This is a genomic window from Leifsonia sp. RAF41 (assembly GCF_052114085.1).
Taxonomy (GTDB): Bacteria; Actinomycetota; Actinomycetes; order Actinomycetales; family Microbacteriaceae; genus Leifsonia.
Window position 1 is genome coordinate 3,222,369 of the sequence record NZ_JBFREB010000001.1, and the last position, 21,681, is coordinate 3,244,049.

Below are 21,681 nucleotides of genomic sequence, written 5' to 3' on the forward strand. Positions count from 1 at the left end.
TGTCCTTTCCTTCTGGAAGATCTGGTTCTGGACGGATGGGCTAGGCCAGCACGCCCGCGCGACCCAGGCGCGCGATCGGCAGCAGCGCATCCCACAACGCCTCGGGGATGTCGAATTCGGCCAGCTCGACCGTCTGCTCCACACGGTTCGGCTCCGACATGCCGACGATCGTCGAGGTGACGCGCGGGTCGCGTAGCGAGAACTGCAGCGCGGCGGCGGCGAGCGGGACGTCATGCTCGGCGCAGAGGGCCTCCATCCGGCGCACCCGTTCGAGCACCTCGTCGGCGACGGGGGCGTAGCAGTAGGTGGGGACCGCATCCGGCCCCTTGACGAGCATCCCGCCGCCGAAGGGGGCTGCGTTCACGAAGGCCACACCGCGGGCCTGCGCGTCGTCGAGCAGCGGCTCGGCCGACTGGTCGACCAGGGTGAACCGGTTGTGGCTGATGACGGCGTCGAAGGCTTCGGTCGCCAGGTACTGCAGTTCGAGATCGATCGGGCCCCCGGCGACGCCCAGGGAGCCGATGACGCCCTGGTCGCGGAGGGCGATCAGCGCCTCGAGCGGGCCGCCGGGGGCGACGCCCTCCTCGAAGCTGATCTTCTCCGGGTCGTGCAGGTACACCAGCGGGAGCGTGTCGAGGCCGAGCCGCCCGAGGCTCTCCTCCACCGAACGACGCACGCGGTCGCCGGAGAAGTCGGTCGTGCCGGGGATGGGGTCGACCTTGGTGGCCACGACTACGCCATCGGGAACTCCCCCGTGCTCTCGGATGGCCTGGCCGATGCGCTTCTCGCTCTCGCCACCGCCGTATTCGTTGGAGGTGTCGATGAAGGTGAAGGGTCCGTCGAAGACGCGGCGGATTGTCGCGACAGCCGTCTCGGTGTCGACTTCGTAGCCGTACTGGGCGGGGAAACTGCCGAGGGCGCTCGTCCCGACGCAGACGTCGGAGACGGTGAGGCCGGTGCGCCCCAGTTGTTTGATGGTCATGCGCTTCGCTTTCTCTGTCAGATGTGGTCGGTGGTTGGTGAAGCGTGGGAGGGAGGCCCCGTGCTCTGGCGCACGATCAGCTCCGGCAGCACCCGGGGCAGCGCGTCTGCCGTGCCCCCGCGCATGAGGTGCAGAATCCGGTCGACCGCCAGTCGGCCGACCTCTTCGAAATCGAGACGCACGGTCGTGAGGCCCGGCCGGTAGTACCGGGATTCCGGGACGTCATCGAATCCGACGACGCTGACGTCCTCCGGAACGCGGACCCCGTGATCCGCGAGGGCCTTGATGACGCCGAGGGCCATCTGGTCGTTGGCGACGAACACGGCCGTGATGCGCGGATTGGCCGCGATCTCACCGCCCGCGCCGTATCCGGAGCGAGTGGACCAGTCGCCGGTGAACACCCGGTTGGTCACCCGCCCGGCCGACGCAAGGGCACGCGACCAGCCGCGGAGGCGGGCTTCGGTCCCCAGCCAGCCGTGAGGGCCGGCGACCTGCCAGACCGTGTCGTGGCCCAGGTCCAGAAGGTGCTGCGTAGCAAGCTCTGCACCGCTGATCTCGTCCGTGGCGACGCTGGTGGTCCCCTCCGGCGCCCCCGGCTCGAAGAAGACGAGGGGAACATCCGCCTCCAGACCGGAGATCGCTTCGAGTGCCGCCTGGACCGGCGCCAGGACGACGATCCCGTCCACCGAGTCCTCGGCGAGGTGGTCGAGCGCCGCCTTCATGGCCGCGCGGTCCACATCCCCGAGGGTGACGAGGTTGGTGGCATAGCCCGCGCTCCTGGCCTCGTCGGCGATCCCGCTGAGGGCGACCGACGGACCGTACTGGGCGAGACCGAAGCTCACGATCCCGATGTTCATCGTCTGGCCGTTCGCCAGCGCACGAGCGGCGGGGTTTCGGCGGTAGCGCAGTTGGCGGATGGCGAGCTCCACACGTTCCCGAATCTCGGGGGCGACGTTGGGGCTCCCGTTGACGACGCGGGAGACGGTCTGCTGGGACACCCCGGCGAGCCGTGCGACATCGATCATCCTGGCACCGCGAGTCGTCGACTGCTTCTCGTTACTCGAAGGTGCCGACACGGTCTCAGCTCGCTGCCCGTGCGGTGCGGCGTCCGAAGTGCGATCGGAAGAACCCGGAGATCCTCTGAACACCTCCGGCACTGGAGAGGAAGACGGCCACCACGATCACGGCACCCTTGATGACCAGCTGGGGCTCCGACGAGATCCCCACCAGGTTCATCACGTTGATGATCGTCGCGAGGACGAAAACGCCGATCACGGCGCTGATGGGGTCGCCCTTGCCGCCCATCAGGGAGGCGCCGCCCACGACCACCGCGGCGATCGCATCCAACTCGTAGCCGACGCCGATGAGCGAGCTGCCCTGGCGCAGCTGGGCCGCGGCGATGAGACCGGCCAGGCCGGCGAGGAGTCCCGACATCGTGTAGGTGATGATGAGGTTGCGGGCCACGGGCAGACCGGAGAGACGCGCGGCCTCCGGGTTGCCGCCGATCGCGTAGAGCGACCGCCCGAAGGTGGTGAACTTCGCCACGAGTGCCGCGAGGATCATGACGACGAGGAAGATCATGACCGGGTTCTGCAGCCCGAGGGTCGTTCCGCGGGCGAAGAGGTCGATGAAGGTCTGGTCGGTGATCTGGATCAGGCTGGTCGACTGGATGATGTAGCTGAAGCCTTTGACCGCACTCATCATGGCGAGAGTCGCGATGAACGGCGGGATGCGCAGCCACACGACGAGCAGGCCGTTGATCAGTCCCGCGATCCCGCAGCAGAACAGCGTGAACGCGACGGAGAGCCCTGTCGCCATGCCGGCTTGCAGGGTCAATGCCACGATCACCGTGGACATGGCCAGGATCGACCCGACCGACAGGTCGATGCCGCCGGTGAGGATGACGAAGAACTGCCCGACCGCGAGGACCGCCACGATGGAGGCGGCCGCGATCACGTTCTCCGCGTTCCTCAGGGTGAGGAAGTCGGCCGAGACGTAGTAGCCGATCACGATGATAACGACGAGCACCAGAAGCAGGTAGCTCTTCGGCAGGAGGCGCTTGGCCACACCGCCCCACGTCGAGCGCGGGCGCGCGGCCGGGGACGAGCCGGTCGGCTTCACCGGCTCTTGGAGAGTGTTGTTCGACATTGTCTTTCCCGTCATTGGGTTGGGTCAGTGGATGTGTTCGGTTGCCCGGGGGTCGCTCAGGCGAGCAGCTGCAGGATGCGTTGCCCCTGCGGGTCGATCTGGTCGTGGTCGAATTCGGCGACGACCCGGCCACGGGCCATGACGAGCACGCGATCGCACATCATCGCCTCCGAGATCTCAGAGCTTGCGATGATCACGGTTCCGCCCGAGCGGGCGAAGTCGCGGATCAGCTCGTACATGTCCTCCTTGGCGCCGACGTCGACCCCGCGGGTCGGCTCGTCGCAGATGAGGAGGCGGGAGGAGCGCACCAGCCACCGTGCGAGGATGCCCTTCTGCTGCGTCCCGCCGCTCAAGGTCTTCATCGGCTGGTTTACGCTGGACACCTTCATGCCGAGCTTGGTCACCATGTCCTGAGCGGCCCGCTTCTCGCGCTTGCCGTCGATCACCGCGAGCCGGCTGAACATCGGCATGCTCGCGAGCGTGATGTTGCCCGCGACGCCCATGTCCGGGATGAAGCCCTGCGTCTTGCGGTCCTGCGGCAGCAGCCCGATCCCGCGCCGGATGGCGTCGCGCGGTGTGGCGAACGAGACCGGCTTGTCGTCGATCGTCAGCTGCCCGTCGGTCTTCCTGCGGGCCCCGGCGAGCAGGCTCGCGAGCTCGGACTGGCCCGAACCGATGAGGCCCGCGATGCCGAGCACCTCCCCTTGGTACAGATCGAAGTCGATGTCGGCGACCCGGTCGTCCTCGCCCAGCCCGCGGGCGGACAGAAGGATCTTCTCTGTGCGGCCGGCGCCGAGACGGGGGCTGCGCTCGCCGCGCAGGGCCGCGTCCGCGATCGAACCCTCGAGGCTCTTTCCGACCATGGCGGTCACCACGTCAGCGGGTTTCGTTTCGGCGGTGGTCAGGTTCGCGGCGGTGACGCCGTCCCGCAGCACGGTCACTGCGTCGCACAGGCTGTAGAGCTCGTCCATCCGATGCGAGATATAGAGGAGCGTCACCCCTTCGGCTGCCAGCCGGCGCAGCACGGTGAAGAGGCGCTCGACGTCCGGTAGAGGGAGTGTGGAGGTGGGCTCGTCGAGCAGCAGGATGCGCGCGTCCTTGTGCAGCGCCTTGGCGAGCTCGACGGCCTGCTGCTCGGCCACCGAGAAACTGGAGACCGGCTGGCGCACGTCGAGATCGAATCCGACGCGGGCGAGCGCTTCGCGGGCCTTGGCCTGCATCTGTTTCCAGTCGACGACGCTTCCCTTCTTGGGGAGCGTGCCGAGGAAGATGTTCTCGGCCACCGAGAGCGAAGGCACGAGGCTGAGCTCCTGGTAGATGGTGTGGATCCCCGCGGCTTGGGCGTCCGTCGGCTCACGGAACTTCACGACCTCACCGCCCAGGCGGATGGTCCCACCATCCGGCGTCTCGGCTCCCGAGAGGATCTTGACCAGCGTCGACTTGCCGGCGCCGTTCTGGCCGGCGAGGGCGTGGATGCTTCCCCGTTTGACCGAGAAGCTGACACCCTTCAGCGCCTGAACGCCGAGGTAGCCCTTGGTGATGCCCTCGAGCTGAAGCTCGTCCATGATTTCCTCTGCACTTCCTCGTGACGTGTTCGTCTGAACGTGGTCGCTGCGCCCGAACCGATGACATCGGGCGCAGCGACTCCTTGTGGTACCCGCAGGTGCCTAGTCGTTCGCCCGCACGTACGTGTCAGCGGGCTTGTAGTACTGCTTGGCGTTCTCCGGCGTGACGACGGTCGTCTTGATGAAGACTTCCTTCTTCGGGCATGCCGACTTGTCGTTGTTGTAGGCGGCGACGGCCATCTTCACCGCGGCGACGCCCTGGTCCCACGGCTGGTTGGACGCGGTCGCTTGGAGCGGACCGGTCGGGTTGTCGACCATCTCCTTGACGACGTTCATCCCGCCGTCGTAGCCGGCAACGATGACGCCGTCGCCCCAGATGCCGGCCTGCTGGAGGCCCTGCTCGATGCCGCCCTGCATCACGTCGCTCATGCTGTAGACGATCTTCAGGTCCGGGTTCGCCGTGGCGACGTCGCGGATCGGGGCGAGCGCCTTATCCGGCTTCCACTCGCCGTACTTCGTCTCCAGCTTCTTGGTCGTGATGCCGGGGTACTTCTTCATCACGCTCTCGTAGCCCTTCATGAACCCGTTGAACCGCAGGTCACTGAGGACATCGCCGGGGAAGCCGCCGATACCGACGACCTTGATCTCGCCGGTCTCGCCGAACTTGGCGACGGCCTTCTTCGCGGCGACCTCGCCGGCAAGGGAGCCGGTGTAACCCTGGTCCTCCGCGACGTAGCAGTACATGTCCTTGACCAGCGACGGGTCGAGGTTCGAGTTGACCGTGACGAGGGGGACGTTGGCGCTTTGAAGCGCTGCGACGGACGCACCGACACCGATGGGGTCGTTCGGGTTCATGATGACGGCGTCGACGTTCTTCGTGATGAGGGTCTGGACGTCTGCGTTCTGGCGGACGGTGTCACCGTTCGCGTCGAGGAGCTGGATGGTGGCGCCGAGCTTCTTGGCCTCGGCCTGGCCGCCCTCGACGAGGGTCTTCCACCAGTCGCTTCCGCTGATGCCGCGCTGGCTCCAACCGATGACGAGCCCCTTGCCCGTCCTCTTGTCGGCGTCGTTGGCAGCGGCTCCGTCGGTTCCGCCGCGGGCGCATCCGGTGAGGAGGAGCGCTGAGACCGCCGCGATACCGGCGACCTTGAGCATGGTTCGGGTGTGGGGACTGATCATTTTTCCACTTCCTTGTGAGGTGATCGGTGCTGGGTACAACGGGTGGTGCTAGCAGCGGCGCCCCGGGCCGGAACGGGGGATGGACCGCCCCGGGACGCCGCCACGCGGTGCGCTAGTCGAGCGGCGTGAAGACGCCGCGCTCCTCGAGCAGCTTGATGTTGCGGGCGCGGGTCTCGCGCTCGCGGGCGAGCCAGTCCTCCCCGGGAGGGGCGTCGAGGTACTGGTTCTTCGGGTAGATCGGCTTCTCATAGATCGCCGCGTACTGCTCGGTGCGCAGATCCTTGAAGCCGTTGAACACGCCGTTCGCCTGACGGTCACGACGCAGCGCGTCGATGTCGATCGTGGTGCTGACGAAGGTGTCGCCGGCAGTCACGCCCGGGGTCTCCGTGATGATCCGACCGCGCTGGTTGACGATCATCGACCGGCCGCCGAAGAGGTCGTTGATGACGCCGTCCGGGCCCAGCTCCGGGCCGAGGTTCGGTGCCACGACGATGGCGTTGTTGAACAGAGCGTGCGCCTTGTTCTGCACCTCCCACATGCCCTGAGAGGTCTGCGGCTCGATGAGGGTTGCGCGGATGATGACCTCTGCGCCGTTCATGGCGAGCCCGCGGGCGATCTCCGGATAGGCACCCTCGTGGCAGATGACGTAGCCGATGTTGCCGATGTCGGGGGTCTTCGCGACGGGGTAGATGGCGTCCAGCACGTTGCCGTCGCCCTTCTTCTGGATCCATTCGTCCCACAGATCGTGGGGGTTGGTGGTGCCGAGGGTTCCGCCTTCGAAGCCGTCGCTGGTCGCCTTCGCCCGACGGTAGATCACGTCGCCGTTCGGGTCGATCATGAACGCGCAGTTGAAATAGCGGTCCGGGAAATCGTCGTCGGCGACGAGGTACAGCTCGCCGGCGATGTACGTGTTCAACTCACGAGCGGCCTTGCCGAGCTCGTCGGTCTCGGGACCGGGGATGGTGCGGGCGAACTTCTTCTCCGCCTCGCGGTTGCCTGCGGTGAATGCCATGTGCATTCCCTGGATCGCCATCTCGGGGATGACGACCAGCTTGACCGGGTGACCCTCGGTCGCTGCGACGCCGACCGCCGTCTTCATGAACCCGATGATGCGCTTGGTGTTCTTCAGCGCGTCCTCCGGCTCGACGATCGGGATCTGCAACGGCGATAAGGCTACGACGGTGTACGGCTCAGTCACTTCAACTCCTTTGTCGTTGGTTGTGTGGAGGTCACGTTAGCGCACTATCAACTACGAAGTCACGCCTGCGATTGCCGCAGCACGCATTGCCATTCCGGCTCGAAAGGTCCATAAATGCCAATTGATCAGGACAAATGCTGGAACTGTAAGCCCCCGAAATAATGTGAATCTAATCGCGCAGCGGGTTCTATAAACGCATACGGATTAGCGCACTCACAGCAATGCGTAGTGATTGCCTCGCGAAGACGACACCGGCTACCGTCGCCTTATGAGTGTCCGATTTCACTCCGTCACCTTCCGCTCGGGGGACCCGGAGGCCGACGCGTCGTTCTGGGGAGCGCTGCTCGGTCGGACGCCGCAGGTCGACGACGACGGGATCCTCCTGCCGGGCGACGACAGGCAGGTCGCGCTCCGCTTCGCCGCCGGCGACGCTCACGGCGCGGAACGGAATCGGCTGCACCTCCACCTGAGTCGAGCGGGTCGCTTACAGGCGGAGGTCATCGCCGCCAGCGTGGAGTACGGGGCGCGGCTGCGCGGCAACGGACACGTTCCGAACGGCAGCTACGCGGCCATGGCAGACGTGGTGGGGGACGAGTTCTGCGTCATCGAGGACGAGAACGCCTACCTGGCGGGCGCCGGACCACTGGGCGAGGTGGCGTGCGAGGGGACACGGGCGACGGGGATCTTCTGGAGCCGCGCCCTCGGCTGGCCGGTGGTGTGGGACGTGGGCGAGGAGGTGGCCATCCAGGCGCCCGCGGGCGGAACGAAGCTCGCCTGGAGCGGCGAGCCCATCGAGGCGGGCAAACCGACCGATCGCCAGTACTTCAGCCTGATTGCACCGCCGAAAGGACTCGACGGTGAGATCGCCCGGCTGACGGGGCTCGGGGCGAGGGACGCAGTCTCGTCACCGTCAGGGGCGACGACCATCCGCGATCCCGACGGGGTCGCCTTCATCGTCCGCCCCGGCTGAGGTGCAGAGGGCGTGGGGCTCGAACCGTATCCGCGCCCTCCCGCTCTTCACCCGTTCGATCTAGGGTGGCTCCCGTGAGCGCCTACGCCCTCCCCTCGCGTGTTCCGGCGCTGGTCATCGGGGCCGGACCCGGCGGCCTCGCCGCCGCCGCGGAGCTGAAGCGCGCGGGCGTCGACACTGTCGTCATCGACAAGGCCGACCGGGTTGGGGCGAGCTGGGCCGCCCACTACGACCGTTTGCACCTGCACACGTCGCGCGGGCTCTCCGCGCTGCCCGGCTTCCGCATCCCGCGCCGCTACGGTCGCTGGGTCGCACGCGACGACGTGCTGCGCTACCTCGCCCAGTACGTCACCGTGCACGACCTCGACATCTGGTTGGGGGTTTCCGCCTTGTCTGTTGAACGGGCCGGACACCACTGGCAGGTCGCCTGGAGCAGAGGAGACGAGCGGGGCGTCATCGCTGCCGACAGCGTTGTCATCGCGACGGGCTACAACCACAGCGCCAAGGTCTCCGACTGGCCCGGCCTCGACGCTTATCCCGGCACGGTGCTGCACTCGAGCGCATACCGGAACCCCGCGTCCCTCGGCGCTCGAAACGTACTCGTCGTCGGACCGGGCAACAGCGGAGCGGAGATCGCGGCCGACCTCGCCGAGGCGGGTGTCACGGTCTCGCTGGCGGTACGCACACCGCCGAACATCGTGCGTCGCGCCGTGGTCGGCATCCCCAGCCAGGCCCTCATCCTGTCGATGGCGGCATTCCCACTCAAGGTGCAGGATGCGCTCGCGGGCGCGTTGCAACGAGTGGCCGTCGGCGACCTGCGCAAGTACGGCATCCCTCGGGCGCCGCGAGGGATCGCCACCCAGCAGGCCCGCGATGATGTCACGCCGACGCTGGACGTCGGTCTGCTGCGCGCCCTTAAGGCCGGTCGTGTCACGGTCGTCGCGGCGGTCTCGAGATTCACCCCGGATGCCGTGGTGCTCGCCGACGGCACCGAACTGCGCCCCGACGCGGTCGTACTCGCGACCGGGTTCCGCCGCGGCCTCGAGCCGCTGGTCGGCGAACTCGGCGTTCTTGCCCCCAGCGGTCGTCCGCTGGTCAACGCAGAGGCGCAACTGCCCGCGCACCCCGGCCTGTTCTTCCTGGGGTATTCGAATCCGCTGACCGGCAACCTCCGCCAGCTCGGCATCGACGCCAGAAAGATCGCGATCGCCGTCTCAGCGGGGAGAGTTCGTCTCGGCGAACCAGCTCATGACGGTCAGTAGTCGATGCGCCCAGAACGGTTGTGGAACTCGCCGGTCGGACCGTCCGGACCCACCGTGGCCAGCATCACTGTGGCATCCGTCCCCTCCTCGACGGTCTGGTGTCCGCTGTACCCGTTGAACTCGGTGGCGGTGTAGCCGGGATCACTGGCGTTCACGCGGAACTCGGGCAGGCTCTTGGCGTACTGCACCGTCAGGGCGATGACCGCCGCTTTGGATGCTGCGTAGGGGATGCCGAGCACCGAGAACTCGTCGTGCACGGGCGTCGACAGCCAGCGGGGCCAGCCGACGCCTGAGGCGACATTGACGATGACCGGCGCCGCCGAGCGGCGGAGCAGGGGCAGGCAGGCCTGGGTGACGCGGACGAGGCCGACCACATTGGTGTCGAGCGTCTGCTGCATCGACTCGGCGTCGAGGTCGTGTGTCCCCTGTCGCGAGGCTCCGAGCACGCCCGCGTTGTTGACCAGCACATCCAGCTCGGGCAGGGAGGCCACCGCCGCATCCACGCTGGCCCGGTCGGTGACATCGAGGGCCAGCGGGATGGCGCCGAGAGCTCGCGATCCTGCTCCGGCCGCGGTGTCGCGCATCCCGGCGAAGACGATGTGTCCGGCCGCGATGAGTCGGCGGGTGGTCTCGAGTCCGAGGCCACGGTTGGCTCCTGTGATGAGTGTCGTCGTCATGACTCGATCCTGCGTTCAAGCCGAGGGGACGCCCAGGCACCGGTCTTCGGGGGTACCGGCAGTACCAGGATGGGGCGGGCGCCCGGACGTACGATGAGCGCATGAGCGAGTTCGCGGTGGTGCTGCGGTCGTGGCGCGATCGGGTCGACCCGGTCGAGGTCGGGCTCCCCGCAGGGCCGGGCAGACGGACGCCGGGCCTGCGCCGCGAAGAACTCGCCGCCCTCGCCGGGGTGAGCGTCGACTACATCGTGCGCTTGGAGCAGGGTCGCGCGACCAACCCGTCGCCTCAGCTCCTCAGCGCGCTGGCCCGTGCGCTACGGCTTTCCGCCGAGGAGCGCGACCACCTGTTCCGCGTCGCCGGAGCGGTGTCGTCGCCGGCAGGCAGCGTCCCGAAGCACCTCACGCCGGGCGTGCAGCGCATCCTGGACCGGATCGGGGATGTGCCCCTCGGCGTGTTCTCGGCGTCCTGGGACTTCCTCGTCTGGAACCCCCTGTGGGCGGCGCTGCTGAAGGACCCGTCCGAGCTCACAGGCCTCGACCGCAACCTCGTCTGGCGGCACTTCACCCACGGGCATTCTGGCGTCGAGTTCGACGACGTCCATGCTGAGGAGTTCTCGGCCGACCTCGTCGCCGATCTCCGCCAGGCGCACGGCCGCTACCCCGCCGACCGGGACCTCGTCCGCCTCATCGCTCGGCTCCAGGCGGCCTCCCCCGACTTCGACCGCCGCTGGGCCGTTGCGCGGGTGGCCGCGCACCGCTCCAGCAGGAAGACGATGACCGAGACGATCGTGGGCCCGATCACCGTCGACTGCGACGTGCTCACCGTACCCGACGGCGATCTTCGCATCGTCGTCTACACCGCGGTGCCGGGCTCCGAAGATGCGGCCAAGCTCGACCTGCTCCGGGTCGCCGGAGTCGAACGGTTCGCGTCGGCACCGGTGCCGCAGGCCTGAACTCCGTCGATCCACCGACACCGGATGAGACCCCGGAGGTCTCACCATCACCGTGGTTCCGGGTCTATGGTGCCGTCATGGTTGAACATGGAAAGGGCCACCCGGACAGGCTTGCGCAGGGCGAGCAGGCGATCACGGAAGTGGCAGCGGATCGATTGGATGAGGACGGCCGACATGAGGGTCGGCTTGTTCTCACGCCGGACAGGATCTACTTCCTCGACAACGAGCACAGCAGCGGGGGCCACGACGACGTCATCGATCACACCCGTTTCCAGGGCGCCGAAGTGACGGGGGATGACACCGTGGGCACGTTGGCGCTCAACTGGAGCGATCAGGGAAAGGTCTACGAGGGCAACACCCTCGAACTCCGCACCTTCAAGGACGCGATCGACGACCAGCTGAACCCGTAGCCGAGGTCAGTGCCTGGGCGACGGTATCAGCGACGGAGCACATCCCGGTACGGCGGCAGCGGCTCGCGGTTCTGGAAGGTGAGGATCGCCGGGTTCACGATTAGACCGTCCTGGATCTCGATCGCGCGCCGGATGGTCGGGTCGGCCTGCCAGGCGTCGGGGCCGGCCATCACGACCTCGAGGAATGGCGTCAACGCCTCCCCGATCTCCCAGGTCGCGGAGTCCCAGAGATACGACGGACTGTGGTCGACGGCGTAGTACTGCACATGATCGCCGACCTCGATGATCGGTTCGTCGAAGCTGGTCGAGCGCGCCCAGCTGAATCCCATGCCCTCGTCGCACGAGACGTCGACGATCAGGCTTCCCGGGGCGAAAGCCGCGAGATCGTCCTCCGTGAGATAGGTGAGTGGCGCGTTCGGATCCTGCAGGGTGCAGTTCACGACGATGTCCGCCTCGGCCAGGAATGGGGCGAGCGGCACCCTCCCGGCGTCGGTGATGACGTGACTGAGGAACGGAGCGTCGTCATCGTGATCGAACTGCACGATCCGCACGGAGTGGATCGGTGAGCCGACGGCGGCGACCTCCCGGTTGGTCAGGACCTGCACGTCGTGGATGCCGTGGGCGTTCAGTGCGGTCACCGCGCCACGCGCAGTCGCTCCGAACCCGATGACGACGGCGTTGAGGCGCCGGCCGTAGTCGCCTGTCCGGCCGACCAGCCCGAGAGCATGGACCACCGAGCAGTAGCCGGCGAGCTCGTTGTTGACGTGGAAGACGTGCAAGGCGAAGTTGCCACTGCTCGTCCAGTGGTTCATCGCCTCGAAGGCGATCAGGGTCAAACGCTTATCGATGGCGCGCTGCGTGATCTCTCTGTCTTGCACGCAGTGCGGCCAGCCCCAGAGGACCTGGCCGTCGCGGAGGTCGTCCAGGTCGGACGGCTGCGGCTTGGGGAGCACCACGATATCGCTCGACGCGATCACATCGGCGCGGGAGGCGATGCGGCCGACCAAGGGACGCAATGCGTCGTCGGTCGCGCCGAACCGAGAGCCGTACCCGGTCTCGAGCACGATGCGCTCACGCAGCTCGCCCGGGATGCGGTCGAGGCGAGCCGGGTGAAGCGGCAGGCGGCGCTCATCCGGTTTCGCGGAGGTGGCAAGGATGCCGAGCGTCAATGGAACGGAAGAATTGGAATCGGCCGACATGGTGGCTCCCTCATGGGGGCCACGGTGGCTCCGTCCTTGCAGCCTAAGCCCACACGCTGCGGAGGGCGTGGGATTCGAACCCACGAGACATTTCTGCCCACCAGTTTTCAAGACTGGCTCCATCGGCCGCTCGGACAGCCCTCCCGGCGCCGGACCGCAATCCGGCGTCGCCTGAGTCTAACGAACCGACCGCCCGCGCCACGATTGCGATCGAGCGAGCGTCAGTCCGAGAACGGCTTGGAGCAGGTGACCTGTGCCGCGGTCTGGCCGTGCACATCCTCCGGGAGAGCCACAGCGCCGTCCGTCGGAGCCGGGGTCGAGCCGGTCGCGGGAGCCTCGGTGGCCGGAGCCTGCGTCGCCGGAGCCTGCGTCGCCGGGGCCTGCGTCGCCGGAGCCTGCGGAGCGGGGGCGTTGGGGTCGGCCTCCGATCCCACACCGGTGTCGCCGGTCAGCGCGACCGGCTGGTCGTTCACCAGGGCACCCATGAGCTGTTGTGCCGCATCGGTCGTCGGCACCACGCCATCACCCTGATAGTGGTTCGGATACTGCACGAACACGACCTTGCTGATGTCGATGTTCTTCAGCGCCGTGGCCATCGAGACGATGGTCGTCGGGTTGTTCAGGCTGTCGGAGAGGGTGATGTTGCTGGTCGCGGCCTTCGCGATGCCGTACAGCTTCACCGGGTTGCTCAGCACGTCGGCGCTCTTGATCGTCCGGACCAGCGACGAAAGGAACACCTGCTGGTTGCTGATGCGACCGAGGTCCGAGCCGTCGCCGACACCGTGCCGGGTCCGGAGGAAGGCGAGCGCCTGAGCGCCCTGCAGGGTGTTCTGACCGGCCTTCACATTCAGGCCCGTGTACGGGTCTTCGATGTCGCCCGCGACACACACCGGTACGCCGCCGACCGCATTCGACATCTCGATCACGCCGTCGAACTGGATGACGCCCGCGTAGGGGATCTCGAGGCCGGTCAGCTTCTCGACCGTGAGCACGGTGCAGGCGAGTCCGCCGTAGCTGAGCGAGTTGTTGATCTTCTGCCGGCTCATCGCGTCGAAGCTGCCGCCCTTGGGGTCCGGGCAGCTCGGGATGGACACGTACAGGTCGCGCGGGAAGCTGACCACGGTCGCGTTCTTGTGGTCTGCGGAGACGTGGAGCACCATCGTCACGTCGTTGAGGTTCTCCTCGCGGTCGCCGTACGCGCTGTTTCCGCCGCCGGAGTCACTGCCCGCCAGCAGGATATTGAACGCGCCGTTCATCGCACCGACGCCGGGCGTGACTTCGTGGCCCTTGGCGTCGACCAGCTTGACCGACTTCTTGACGCTGGATGCCACGTCGACCGCCGCATACGCCGCGAGCGAGACGCCGGTCACGCCGACGACAGCGACGATCGCGACGAATATCGTGAGGAGTGCCTTGAGTGGATGGTGCTGCTTCAGTCGTCCGTGGCGGACCGCTGGTCCGGCCGTTTTCTCCTGCGCTCGCGCTTGCGCGCGGGTGGGCATCTCGCTCATTCACTTCCTTCCGATCCTGCGTTCGCACATCCATAGGCACGCACTCGAATGAGCGCGCGCCGCCTTAAAGCTTGACACGGCAGGCTGGAAAAGGTCTCAGAGCGCGTCGAGCACGTGCGCCAGACCGTCGTCCACCACCGGCGCAGTCGTCCGGGTCGCGGCCGCCTTCACCTCGTCCGGGGACTGCCCCATGGCCACGCTGAGCCCTTCGGCACCGGCCCACTGCAGCAGCTCGAGATCGTTGCGCCCGTCTCCGACGGCCACGACGTGGGTGCGCGGGATGCCGAGGGCGTGGCGGACGCGCTCCATCGCTGTGGCCTTGCTGACGCCGTCCGGCGAGATGTCGAGCCACGCCGTCCAGCCGATGGAGTAGCTGACCCGCTGGAGCCCCATCCGGTCGACGATGGAGAGGAACTCCTCGGTGTCGTGCTCGGGCGACACCACCACGACGCGGGTGGCGGGATGCTGGAGCAGTTCGTCGAAGGGCACTTCCTCGGCGTTCACCAGCTCCCAGTCGGTCATGCCCTCGGTGTAGCGGCGGAAACCGGTCGGGCCCTCCACCATGAAGCTGCCGCTGGGGAGGTGCGGCCGGATCGTCGTGAGAACCTCGGTCGGATCGAACACCTCGATGAACTCGCGGCGATAACCGCCTTCGAGGGTGTCGTCGCGTTTCATCGTCAGCGCACCGTTCGCGCACACGACGAACTGGCTGGTCAGCCCGAACTCTTCGTGAATGGGACGCGCGGTCTCCCAGCTGCGGCCGGTCGCGAGCATGACCTCGTGCCCGGCGTCGCGGACGCGAGCGACCGCCGTGCGCACGGCATCGCCCACGGACTCGTCCTCGTGGATCAGCGTGCCGTCGACGTCGAGCGCGATCAGCAGGCGGTCGTCGTCGCTCACCGGGAGATCGGCTCCAGCAACTCCAGGCCGCCGAGGTAAGGCCGCAGAGCCTCGGGGACGCGCACGGAGCCGTCCTCCTGCTGGTGGGTCTCGAGGATGGCGACCAGCCAGCGCGTGGTGGCCAGCGTCCCGTTGAGGGTAGCGACCGGTGCCGTCTTGCCGCTCTCGGTCCGGAACCGGATGTCCAGTCGTCGCGCCTGGAAGGTGGTGCAGTTCGACGTCGACGTGAGTTCGCGGTAGCGACCCTGAGTCGGGATCCACGCCTCGACGTCGTACTTACGGGCGGCGCTCGAGCCGAGGTCGCCGGCGGCGGTGTCGATGACGCGGTAGCTGAGTCCCAGCGCGTTCATCATCTCCTCCTGCCAGCCGAGCAGTCGCTCGTGCTCGGACTCCGCCTCCTCGGGCCGGGTGTAGACGAACATCTCGAGCTTGTTGAACTGGTGCACGCGGATGATGCCTCGCGTGTCCTTGCCCGCCGAGCCGGCCTCGCGCCGGTAGCAGGTGGACCAGCCTGCGTATCGCAGCGGCTCGTCCACCTCGATGATCTCGTCGGAGTGGTAACCGGCGAGCGCGACCTCGCTGGTACCGGTCAGATAGAGGTCGTCGTTTTCGAGGTGGTAGACCTCGTCGGCGTGCGCTCCGAGGAATCCGGTGCCCTGCATGATCTCCGGCTTCACCAGCGTGGGCGTGATCATCGGGATGAAGCCGTTCTGGACGGCCTTGTCGAGCGCCATGTTCATCAGAGCCAGTTCGAGCCGGGCGCCGATGCCGCGCAGGTACGAGAAGCGGGCGCCGGCGACCTTCGCGCCGCGCGCCATGTCGATCGCGCCGAGCAACTCGCCGAGCTCCAGGTGGTCGCGCGCCTCGAACGTGAACTCGGGAATCTCGCCCACCGTCTTCAGCACGACGTAGTCGTCTTCGCCGCCCGACGGCACGCCGTCGACGATCGGGTTGCCGATGCTGCGGATCAGCTGCTCGAAGCGCGCATCCGCCTCGTTCGCCGCCTGCTGGGCCTCCTTGACGCGTCCCGCGAGCTGCTGCGCCTGGGCGACGAGCTCCTTCTTCTGCTCCTTGGGCGCCTTCGCCACCGTCTTGCCGAAAGCGTTCTGCTCGGCGCGGAGTTCCTCGAAGGCGGTAATGGCTGCGCGGCGCTCGATGTCGGCCTGGATGGCCTCGTCGACCAGCTGCACGGAGTCGCCACGCGCCCCCTGCGAGCGGCGGACGACATCGGGGTTCTCGCGAAGCAGCACAGGATCGATCACCTGACCAGCTTATCGATCGATGCCGAACAGGTAGCGTGATGCGAGTGAACGGACGGCGCGAGCAGGAGCACACGATCGTCGCCGTCGTCTACAACCCCGTCCGGGTCGATGTTCCGCGCGTACGAGTGGCTGTGGAGGCGGCGGCCGCGGCCGCCGCGGCGACGGCGGGGCGCGGCATCCACCTTCTGTGGCTGGAGACCACTCCCGAGGAGGGCGGCCAGGCGCAGGCCCGGGATGCGCTCGACCGCGGCGCGACGCTCGTCCTGGCGGCCGGCGGCGATGGGACGGTGCGGGCCGTCGCGGAGGCGATGCGCGGCCGGGATGCGACGCTCGGGGTCATCCCCGGCGGCACGGGAAACCTCCTGGCGCGCAACCTGAGCATCCCGTTCGCGAGTGTGGAGAGTGCGTGCGCCATCGCCTTCGCGGGGGAGACCCGTCGCATCGACCTCGGGGTGGCGTCCGCCCGATGGCCGGACGGGACCGTCACCGAGCACGTGTTCCTGGTGATGGCAGGGGTCGGCATCGACGCGGCCATGATCGCGGGAGCGCGCCCCGAGCTGAAGCGTCGCTTCGGCTGGCTCGCCTACGTCGACGCCGCGTTCCGTGCCCTGCCGAAGGCGACCAAGGTGCACGTGCGGTTCCGCATCGACCACGGGCACGAGCGATCGGCGCACGTCAGCACCATCCTCATCGCGAACTGCGGCGCCCTCCCCGGCAACATCGAACTCATCCCGGACGCCGCGATCGACGACGGCCTGCTCGACGTCGCGATCCTGCAACCGGCGTCCGTGTTCGGCTGGCTGGCGATCTGGCGCAAGGTCACGTGGGAGAACCGGGTACTCCGCAAGTCCGCGCTCGGACGCCGGATCATCCGCTTCACGGACCGTGCCGTGCGGACCCGGCTCAGCTACCTCCGCGGCGCGACGGTGCAGTTGGCGGTGGATGCGCCGGAGCCGTTCGAACTCGACGGGGACGCGTTCGGCGACATCCTGAACCTCGAGCTGTCTGTCGACGAGCGGAGCCTGCGGGTCACGGCTCCCCCGGCGCTCTGAGGCGACAAGGGAGGGACCGCGTCAGAGTTCCTCATCCAGCGGGACGGCCTCCCGCGTCCGCCGCCCGGCCAGCGCCGTCAGGAACAGCAACCCCACCAGAGTGAGGAGACCGACGGTGATCAGGGGCCCGGCCAGCATCCAGCCGAGCTGGGCGAAAACGAGCGAGCCGACGTCACTGCTCGGGGTCGGTCCGCTGTACGACGACGTCACCGAGATGCAGTAGAGCACGATCCCGAGCACGACGAACCCGGCACCGACGATCCACAGCGTCAGGATGATCGGGTTGCGGCGCGGGCTGACGTCCACCCGTCCGAGCAGGCCGGGGCCGGCGACCACGATCGGCGGATCGGCCGAAGCCGTCGACTCGATCGTCCCGTACCCCTGACGTGCGAGCTCGCCCTGCGGGTCGGCGAGCCCGAGGCCCGCATCGTAGGCGTCGTCGACCGGAGCCACCGCGCGGTCCCTGTCGCTCACGCGGTCGTCGGGATGCTGGAGCAGCGATGAGGGTCGCCGGTACGCCGAGTCGGGCGCGTCCCCGCGGACGCGGGTCTGCGGCCGCTCGCCCGGCTGCGGCTGGTAGCCGCGCTGAAAGGACGGGTCGAATCGCGGGTCGAAACCGCCCGCTCGACCGCTGTCGTCATGCTCTTCGGCGACCATGGTGACCTCCCGACGTGCTGCTGACCCGCAGCCTACGCCGACACGGGCCCGTCGTGGCCCTCGTCCGCGCTCGGCTGCACGGTCAACGACTGCAGCCACTCCCGAGCCTCAGTGAACACCGCGTCCCGGTAGCGTTGATCGAACTCCACCGGGGCCCCGTCCGCACGCGGGTACGAGCCGAGGAACGAGACCTTCGGGCTGAACCGCCGCAGGCCCAGCAGCGCATCCGCCACGCGCTCGTCGTGGATGTGGCCGTCGGCGTCGATGACGAACCGGTACCGGCCGAGCTCGTCGCCGACCGGGCGCGACTCGATGAGGCTGAGGTTGACTCCCCGGGTCGAGAACTGCTCGAGCAGGTCGAGGAGGCTTCCGGGGCGGTCGTCCGGCAGTTCGGCGATGAGGCTCGTCTTGTCGGCGCCCGTCGGCGCCGGCACGCTCCGGGTGGTGCTCACCAGCACGAACCGCGTGACCGCGTTGGCGTTGTCGCCGATGTTCTCGGCAAGCACGACGACGTCGTGGTGGTCGACGATGCCGGGAGGCGCGACGGCCGCATCCGCTGCGCTGTCTTCGAAGAGTGATGCGGCGGCGGCGACGTTGCTCGACGCCGGCAGGTGGCCGTGGTCGGGCAAGTGGCGGTCCAGCCACTGGTGGCACTGCGCGTAGGCGACGGGATGCGCGTTCACCGTCCGCACGTCGGCCAGCGTCGTGCCGGGCCTCGCCACGAGCACGAAGTTCACGGGGACGAGGTACTCCCCGACGATGCGCAGCCCCGGGATGGTGGCCAGCGCATCCTGAGCGACCGAGACGCCGCCCTCGATCGAATTCTCGATCGCGATCATCGCGGCGACACTGCGCCCCTCGACCACGTCGGCGAGCGCTTCGCCCAGGTTGTTGACCGCGCGCCAGTGCTTGCCCCGCGCCTCCGGCACCTGCTTGAGCGCCGCCTCCGTGAACGTGCCCGACGGCCCGAGGAAGCTGTACACGTCATCGACGGAGGCGGGCAGCTCGGCGGGGGCGTCATCGGGAGCGGAAGACATGCCGTTCAGCCTAGCGAGCACACCAGGTAGGCAATCGGTCCGCTTAACGTGATTGCCCCGGCGCGCCGACGCTCAGAGCGTCCCGTCCGGGGCTTACGCCTGAAAGGATATCAGCTTGTCCCAAGCGGCACGCCACGATCGCGGGGCATCGACGCGCCCGCTTCTGACCCGGACCGGTCCTCGTCGGTCGCCGACCTCGCCGAGACCCCTCCTCCGTGGAAGAGTAGGGGCATGGACGAACGAGCCGGCACCCCTGCGCAGCCTTCCGACCTGATCGACGTCGACGCCCTGCGGCGCGCGTACTACGAGTTGAAGCCGGATGTCAGCATCCCGGAGCAGCGCGTGGTGTTCGGCACCTCGGGCCACCGCGGCTCGTCGCTGAACACCGCCTTCAACGAGGACCACATCGCCGCGACCACGCAGGCGATCGTCGAGTACCGCAACAGCCAGGGCATCAGCGGCCCGCTGTTCATCGGGGCGGATACTCACCTGCTGAGCGAGTTCGCCACGACGACCGCGCTCGCGGTGCTGGTCGGCAACGAGGTCCGGGTGCTGGTGGACGAGTTCGACGACTGGGTGCCCACCCCCGCGGTGTCGCACGCGATCATCCGCTACAACCGGCAAGGCCATGACGACCAGGCGGACGGCATCGTGGTCACGCCGAGCCACAACCCTCCGTCTGACGGCGGCTTCAAGTACAACCCGCCGCACGGTGGCCCCGCCGACACGGATGCGACGAGCTGGATCGCGAAGCGCGCCAACGAAATCATCGCCAATGGGATGACGGAGGTGCGGATGGCGGAGCCGTCCGGCGTCGAGACGTACGACTTCCGCGGGCACTACGTGGACGACCTCGAGAACATCATCGACGTGAAGGCCATCAAGGACAGCGGTATCCGCATCGGCGCCGACCCGCTCGGCGGCGCGAGCGTGAACTACTGGCAGGCGATCGCCGAGCGCTACGACCTCGACCTGACCGTCGTGAACCCGGACGTCGACCCGGCCTGGGGCTTCATGACGCTCGACTGGGACGGCAAGATCCGCATGGATCCCTCCAGCCCCTCGGCCATGGCCTCAGTGGTGGCACGCCGGGCCGACTTCGACATCCTCACCGGCAACGACGCGGATGCGGACCGGCACGGCATCGTCACGCCCGACGGCGGCCTGATGAACCCGAACCACTACCTCGCCGTCGCGATCGAGTACCTGTTCCGCACGCGAACCGAGTGGCGGAAGGATGCGGCGGTGGGCAAGACGCTCGTCTCATCGTCGATCATCGACCGCGTCGCCGAGTCGCTGGGCCGCCGCCTGTGGGAGGTGCCGGTCGGCTTCAAGTGGTTCGTCCCCGGTCTCATCGACGGGACGGTCGGCTTCGGCGGCGAGGAGAGCGCCGGTGCGTCGTTCCTGCGGTTCGACGGGACGGCGTGGACGACCGACAAGGACGGCATTCTGCTCGCCCTGCTCGCCAGCGAGATCCGCGCGGTGACCGGCAAGTCGCCCTCGGAGCTGTACCGCGAGCTGACCGAGCGCTTCGGCGACCCCGTGTACCAGCGGGTGGATGCGCCCGCCAGCCCGGAGCAGAAGGCCGCGCTCTCGAAGCTCGACGGCGACGCGATCACGGCGACCGAACTCGCCGGCGAGACGATCACGGCGAAGCTGAGCCGCGCGCCGGGCAACGACGCGCCGCTCGGGGGCGTCAAGGTCCAGACCGAGAAGGCGTGGTTCGCTGCGCGCCCCTCTGGAACCGAGAACGTCTACAAGATCTACGCCGAGTCGTTCGATGGCGAGGAGAACCTGCGTGAGGTGCAGGAGGAGGCCAAGCGGATTGTCGGGGACGCGCTCGGCGGCTGAGACAGCGGCCGGTCAGCTGGGGTAGTTCGTGCCGCCGGCGCAGCCGAAGAACTCTTCGAGCGTCGTCACGCCGGTGGCGTGCAACTCCGTCGCGAGCGGGATGCCGACGTACCGGAAGTGCCACGGCTCGTACGTGAAGCCGGTGACAGCGACCTTGTCGGCTGGATAGCGCAGGATGAATCCGAAGCGCCAGGCGTTGGCCGCGAGCCAGCGGCCCTGCGCCGTCTCGCCGAAACAGGCGTCGAGCGAGCACTGCGCGGGCAGCGCACTGATGTCGACTGCGAGACCGGTCTGGTGCTCACTGTGGCCGGGGCGAGCGGTGTCCGTGTCGGCATACGCCTGACCGTTCCTGGCGACGTCGTCGTCATACACGCCGGTCTGCGACTCGAACGAGCGGTAGGCACTCTGCACCGAGAAGTCGAGCCCGGCCTCCGCCTTGCCCGCGTGGAACATCGCGACGAGCCCCGCGGCGGTGTCCTGGCGCATCGGCTGATGGTTGACGTAGGCGACGTCCGGGTAGGTCAGGTCGGCCGGGACGTAGGCGAGCGGATTCAGCGCCCGGGACTTGTTGACGACGACCCAGGTACTGGCCGGGTCGTCGACGGACAGCGCCGTCTTGTCGAACCCGACGACCGTCGGCGGAGGCGGCACGGTCGGCGTCGGCGTGGGCCGCGCGGGCGTGGGCGCCGGACTCGATCGGTGCGGTGTCGGGCGATGACCGCTGGGGGCGGCGGAGACCGCTCCGGCCGCGCATCCGGCGAGGAACAGGACGGCGATCAGCGCGCCGCTCACGCGGGCGACCCGCGTTGCACGAACCCGAACTCGGCGGGCACCCCCCAGACTCACGCGCCGAGCCTAGCTCACGCGT

General features: G+C 68.1%; 20 protein-coding genes and 1 tRNA gene. 6 read left to right on the forward strand and 15 right to left on the reverse strand.

What is annotated here, in order from left to right:
* Nucleotides 1-40: 40 nt before the first annotated feature.
* The 6 genes from AB4Y74_RS15660 to AB4Y74_RS15685 form a co-directional block, all read right to left on the reverse strand.
* Nucleotides 41-982: an aldo/keto reductase gene (locus tag AB4Y74_RS15660; protein WP_441799986.1), complete on the reverse strand. Its 942-nt coding sequence runs from the start codon at nt 980-982 to the stop codon at nt 41-43.
* A gap of 17 nt (nt 983-999) precedes the next feature.
* Nucleotides 1,000-2,007, reverse strand: a complete 1,008-nt coding sequence (locus tag AB4Y74_RS15665) for a LacI family DNA-binding transcriptional regulator (RefSeq protein ID WP_441799987.1) — start codon at nt 2,005-2,007, stop codon at nt 1,000-1,002.
* 55 nt (nt 2,008-2,062) lie between these two features.
* Nucleotides 2,063-3,130 carry an ABC transporter permease gene (locus AB4Y74_RS15670; protein WP_441799988.1) on the reverse strand — a complete coding sequence of 356 codons (1,068 nt, stop codon included), beginning with the start codon at nt 3,128-3,130 and terminating at the stop codon, nt 2,063-2,065.
* 56 nt (nt 3,131-3,186) lie between these two features.
* Complete coding sequence (locus tag AB4Y74_RS15675; RefSeq protein ID WP_441799989.1) at nt 3,187-4,695, reverse strand: sugar ABC transporter ATP-binding protein; 1,509 nt, start codon at nt 4,693-4,695, stop codon at nt 3,187-3,189.
* A 102-nt stretch (nt 4,696-4,797) separates the two neighbouring features.
* On the reverse strand, nt 4,798-5,874 hold the full coding sequence (locus AB4Y74_RS15680; protein WP_441799990.1) for a sugar ABC transporter substrate-binding protein: 1,077 nt from the start codon (nt 5,872-5,874) through the stop codon (nt 4,798-4,800).
* 112 nt (nt 5,875-5,986) lie between these two features.
* On the reverse strand, nt 5,987-7,072 hold the full coding sequence (locus AB4Y74_RS15685; protein WP_441799991.1) for a nitrilase-related carbon-nitrogen hydrolase: 1,086 nt from the start codon (nt 7,070-7,072) through the stop codon (nt 5,987-5,989).
* A 268-nt stretch (nt 7,073-7,340) separates the two neighbouring features.
* On the opposite strand from AB4Y74_RS15685, the gene AB4Y74_RS15690 reads away from it, so the two are divergent.
* Together AB4Y74_RS15690 and AB4Y74_RS15695 are read left to right on the forward strand one after the other, a co-directional pair.
* The gene (locus tag AB4Y74_RS15690) at nt 7,341-8,042 is read left to right on the forward strand and encodes a VOC family protein (protein WP_441799992.1); all 702 of its coding nucleotides are present in this window, start codon (nt 7,341-7,343) and stop codon (nt 8,040-8,042) included.
* Between the two features lie 74 nt (nt 8,043-8,116).
* The gene (locus tag AB4Y74_RS15695; RefSeq protein WP_441799993.1) at nt 8,117-9,304 is read left to right on the forward strand and encodes a flavin-containing monooxygenase; all 1,188 of its coding nucleotides are present in this window, start codon (nt 8,117-8,119) and stop codon (nt 9,302-9,304) included.
* Here the strand turns inward: AB4Y74_RS15695 and AB4Y74_RS15700 are convergent.
* The gene (locus tag AB4Y74_RS15700; protein WP_441799994.1) at nt 9,298-9,981 is read right to left on the reverse strand and encodes an SDR family NAD(P)-dependent oxidoreductase; all 684 of its coding nucleotides are present in this window, start codon (nt 9,979-9,981) and stop codon (nt 9,298-9,300) included. The two genes, AB4Y74_RS15695 and AB4Y74_RS15700, sit on opposite strands and share 7 nt — an antisense overlap.
* 101 nt (nt 9,982-10,082) lie before the next feature.
* Here AB4Y74_RS15700 and AB4Y74_RS15705 point away from each other — a divergent pair, with 101 nt between their 5' ends.
* Together AB4Y74_RS15705 and AB4Y74_RS15710 are read left to right on the forward strand one after the other, a co-directional pair.
* Nucleotides 10,083-10,934 carry a helix-turn-helix domain-containing protein gene (locus AB4Y74_RS15705; RefSeq protein ID WP_441799995.1) on the forward strand — a complete coding sequence of 284 codons (852 nt, stop codon included), beginning with the start codon at nt 10,083-10,085 and terminating at the stop codon, nt 10,932-10,934.
* Between the two features lie 77 nt (nt 10,935-11,011).
* Complete coding sequence (locus AB4Y74_RS15710) at nt 11,012-11,344, forward strand: hypothetical protein (RefSeq protein WP_441799996.1); 333 nt, start codon at nt 11,012-11,014, stop codon at nt 11,342-11,344.
* Between the two features lie 26 nt (nt 11,345-11,370).
* Here AB4Y74_RS15710 and AB4Y74_RS15715 read toward each other — a convergent pair whose 3' ends face one another.
* From AB4Y74_RS15715 to serS, 5 genes are all read right to left on the reverse strand, one after another.
* Nucleotides 11,371-12,543 (reverse strand): N(5)-(carboxyethyl)ornithine synthase, encoded by a 1,173-nt coding sequence (locus AB4Y74_RS15715; RefSeq protein WP_441799997.1) that lies wholly within the window; start codon nt 12,541-12,543, stop codon nt 11,371-11,373.
* A gap of 59 nt (nt 12,544-12,602) precedes the next feature.
* A tRNA-Ser gene (locus AB4Y74_RS15720) sits at nt 12,603-12,687 on the reverse strand.
* A gap of 77 nt (nt 12,688-12,764) precedes the next feature.
* The gene (locus tag AB4Y74_RS15725) at nt 12,765-14,054 is read right to left on the reverse strand and encodes an LCP family protein (RefSeq protein WP_441799998.1); all 1,290 of its coding nucleotides are present in this window, start codon (nt 14,052-14,054) and stop codon (nt 12,765-12,767) included.
* A 96-nt stretch (nt 14,055-14,150) separates the two neighbouring features.
* Nucleotides 14,151-14,954, reverse strand: a complete 804-nt coding sequence (locus AB4Y74_RS15730) for an HAD family hydrolase (RefSeq protein ID WP_441799999.1) — start codon at nt 14,952-14,954, stop codon at nt 14,151-14,153.
* Entirely contained in the window at nt 14,951-16,216 is a 1,266-nt protein-coding gene (gene serS / locus AB4Y74_RS15735) for a serine--tRNA ligase (RefSeq protein WP_441800000.1), read from the reverse strand. Before serS ends, AB4Y74_RS15730 begins: the two co-directional genes overlap by 4 nt.
* A gap of 38 nt (nt 16,217-16,254) precedes the next feature.
* Between serS and AB4Y74_RS15740 the strand changes: the two genes are divergently transcribed.
* Complete coding sequence (locus tag AB4Y74_RS15740) at nt 16,255-17,268, forward strand: diacylglycerol/lipid kinase family protein (RefSeq protein WP_441800001.1); 1,014 nt, start codon at nt 16,255-16,257, stop codon at nt 17,266-17,268.
* A gap of 21 nt (nt 17,269-17,289) precedes the next feature.
* Here AB4Y74_RS15740 and AB4Y74_RS15745 read toward each other — a convergent pair whose 3' ends face one another.
* Together AB4Y74_RS15745 and pheA are read right to left on the reverse strand one after the other, a co-directional pair.
* Nucleotides 17,290-17,925, reverse strand: a complete 636-nt coding sequence (locus tag AB4Y74_RS15745) for a hypothetical protein (protein ID WP_441800002.1) — start codon at nt 17,923-17,925, stop codon at nt 17,290-17,292.
* Between the two features lie 32 nt (nt 17,926-17,957).
* On the reverse strand, nt 17,958-18,962 hold the full coding sequence (gene pheA, locus AB4Y74_RS15750) for a prephenate dehydratase (protein WP_441800003.1): 1,005 nt from the start codon (nt 18,960-18,962) through the stop codon (nt 17,958-17,960).
* A gap of 231 nt (nt 18,963-19,193) precedes the next feature.
* Between pheA and pgm the strand changes: the two genes are divergently transcribed.
* Complete coding sequence (gene pgm, locus AB4Y74_RS15755; RefSeq protein WP_441800004.1) at nt 19,194-20,813, forward strand: phosphoglucomutase (alpha-D-glucose-1,6-bisphosphate-dependent); 1,620 nt, start codon at nt 19,194-19,196, stop codon at nt 20,811-20,813.
* Between the two features lie 12 nt (nt 20,814-20,825).
* On the opposite strand, the gene AB4Y74_RS15760 is transcribed toward pgm, so the two are convergent.
* Entirely contained in the window at nt 20,826-21,605 is a 780-nt protein-coding gene (locus tag AB4Y74_RS15760; RefSeq protein ID WP_441800005.1) for a M15 family metallopeptidase, read from the reverse strand.
* Between the last annotated feature and the right edge of the window lie 76 nt (nt 21,606-21,681).

Excerpts from the sequence above, each read along its gene's own strand:
- pgm (WP_441800004.1), top strand. The coding sequence starts at position 19,194 with ATGGACGAACGAGCCGGCACCCCTGCGCAGCCTTCCGACCTGATCGAC.
- AB4Y74_RS15745 (WP_441800002.1), bottom strand. The coding sequence starts at position 17,925 with ATGGTCGCCGAAGAGCATGACGACAGCGGTCGAGCGGGCGGTTTCGAC.
- AB4Y74_RS15740 (WP_441800001.1), top strand. The coding sequence starts at position 16,255 with ATGCGAGTGAACGGACGGCGCGAGCAGGAGCACACGATCGTCGCCGTC.
- AB4Y74_RS15670 (WP_441799988.1), bottom strand. The coding sequence starts at position 3,130 with ATGTCGAACAACACTCTCCAAGAGCCGGTGAAGCCGACCGGCTCGTCC.
- AB4Y74_RS15710 (WP_441799996.1), top strand. The coding sequence starts at position 11,012 with ATGGTTGAACATGGAAAGGGCCACCCGGACAGGCTTGCGCAGGGCGAG.
- AB4Y74_RS15675 (WP_441799989.1), bottom strand. The coding sequence starts at position 4,695 with ATGGACGAGCTTCAGCTCGAGGGCATCACCAAGGGCTACCTCGGCGTT.
- AB4Y74_RS15725 (WP_441799998.1), bottom strand. The coding sequence starts at position 14,054 with ATGAGCGAGATGCCCACCCGCGCGCAAGCGCGAGCGCAGGAGAAAACG.
- AB4Y74_RS15705 (WP_441799995.1), top strand. The coding sequence starts at position 10,083 with ATGAGCGAGTTCGCGGTGGTGCTGCGGTCGTGGCGCGATCGGGTCGAC.
- AB4Y74_RS15715 (WP_441799997.1), bottom strand. The coding sequence starts at position 12,543 with ATGTCGGCCGATTCCAATTCTTCCGTTCCATTGACGCTCGGCATCCTT.
- AB4Y74_RS15690 (WP_441799992.1), top strand. The coding sequence starts at position 7,341 with ATGAGTGTCCGATTTCACTCCGTCACCTTCCGCTCGGGGGACCCGGAG.
- pheA (WP_441800003.1), bottom strand. The coding sequence starts at position 18,962 with ATGTCTTCCGCTCCCGATGACGCCCCCGCCGAGCTGCCCGCCTCCGTC.
- AB4Y74_RS15700 (WP_441799994.1), bottom strand. The coding sequence starts at position 9,981 with ATGACGACGACACTCATCACAGGAGCCAACCGTGGCCTCGGACTCGAG.
- AB4Y74_RS15680 (WP_441799990.1), bottom strand. The coding sequence starts at position 5,874 with ATGATCAGTCCCCACACCCGAACCATGCTCAAGGTCGCCGGTATCGCG.
- AB4Y74_RS15665 (WP_441799987.1), bottom strand. The coding sequence starts at position 2,007 with ATGATCGATGTCGCACGGCTCGCCGGGGTGTCCCAGCAGACCGTCTCC.
- AB4Y74_RS15660 (WP_441799986.1), bottom strand. The coding sequence starts at position 982 with ATGACCATCAAACAACTGGGGCGCACCGGCCTCACCGTCTCCGACGTC.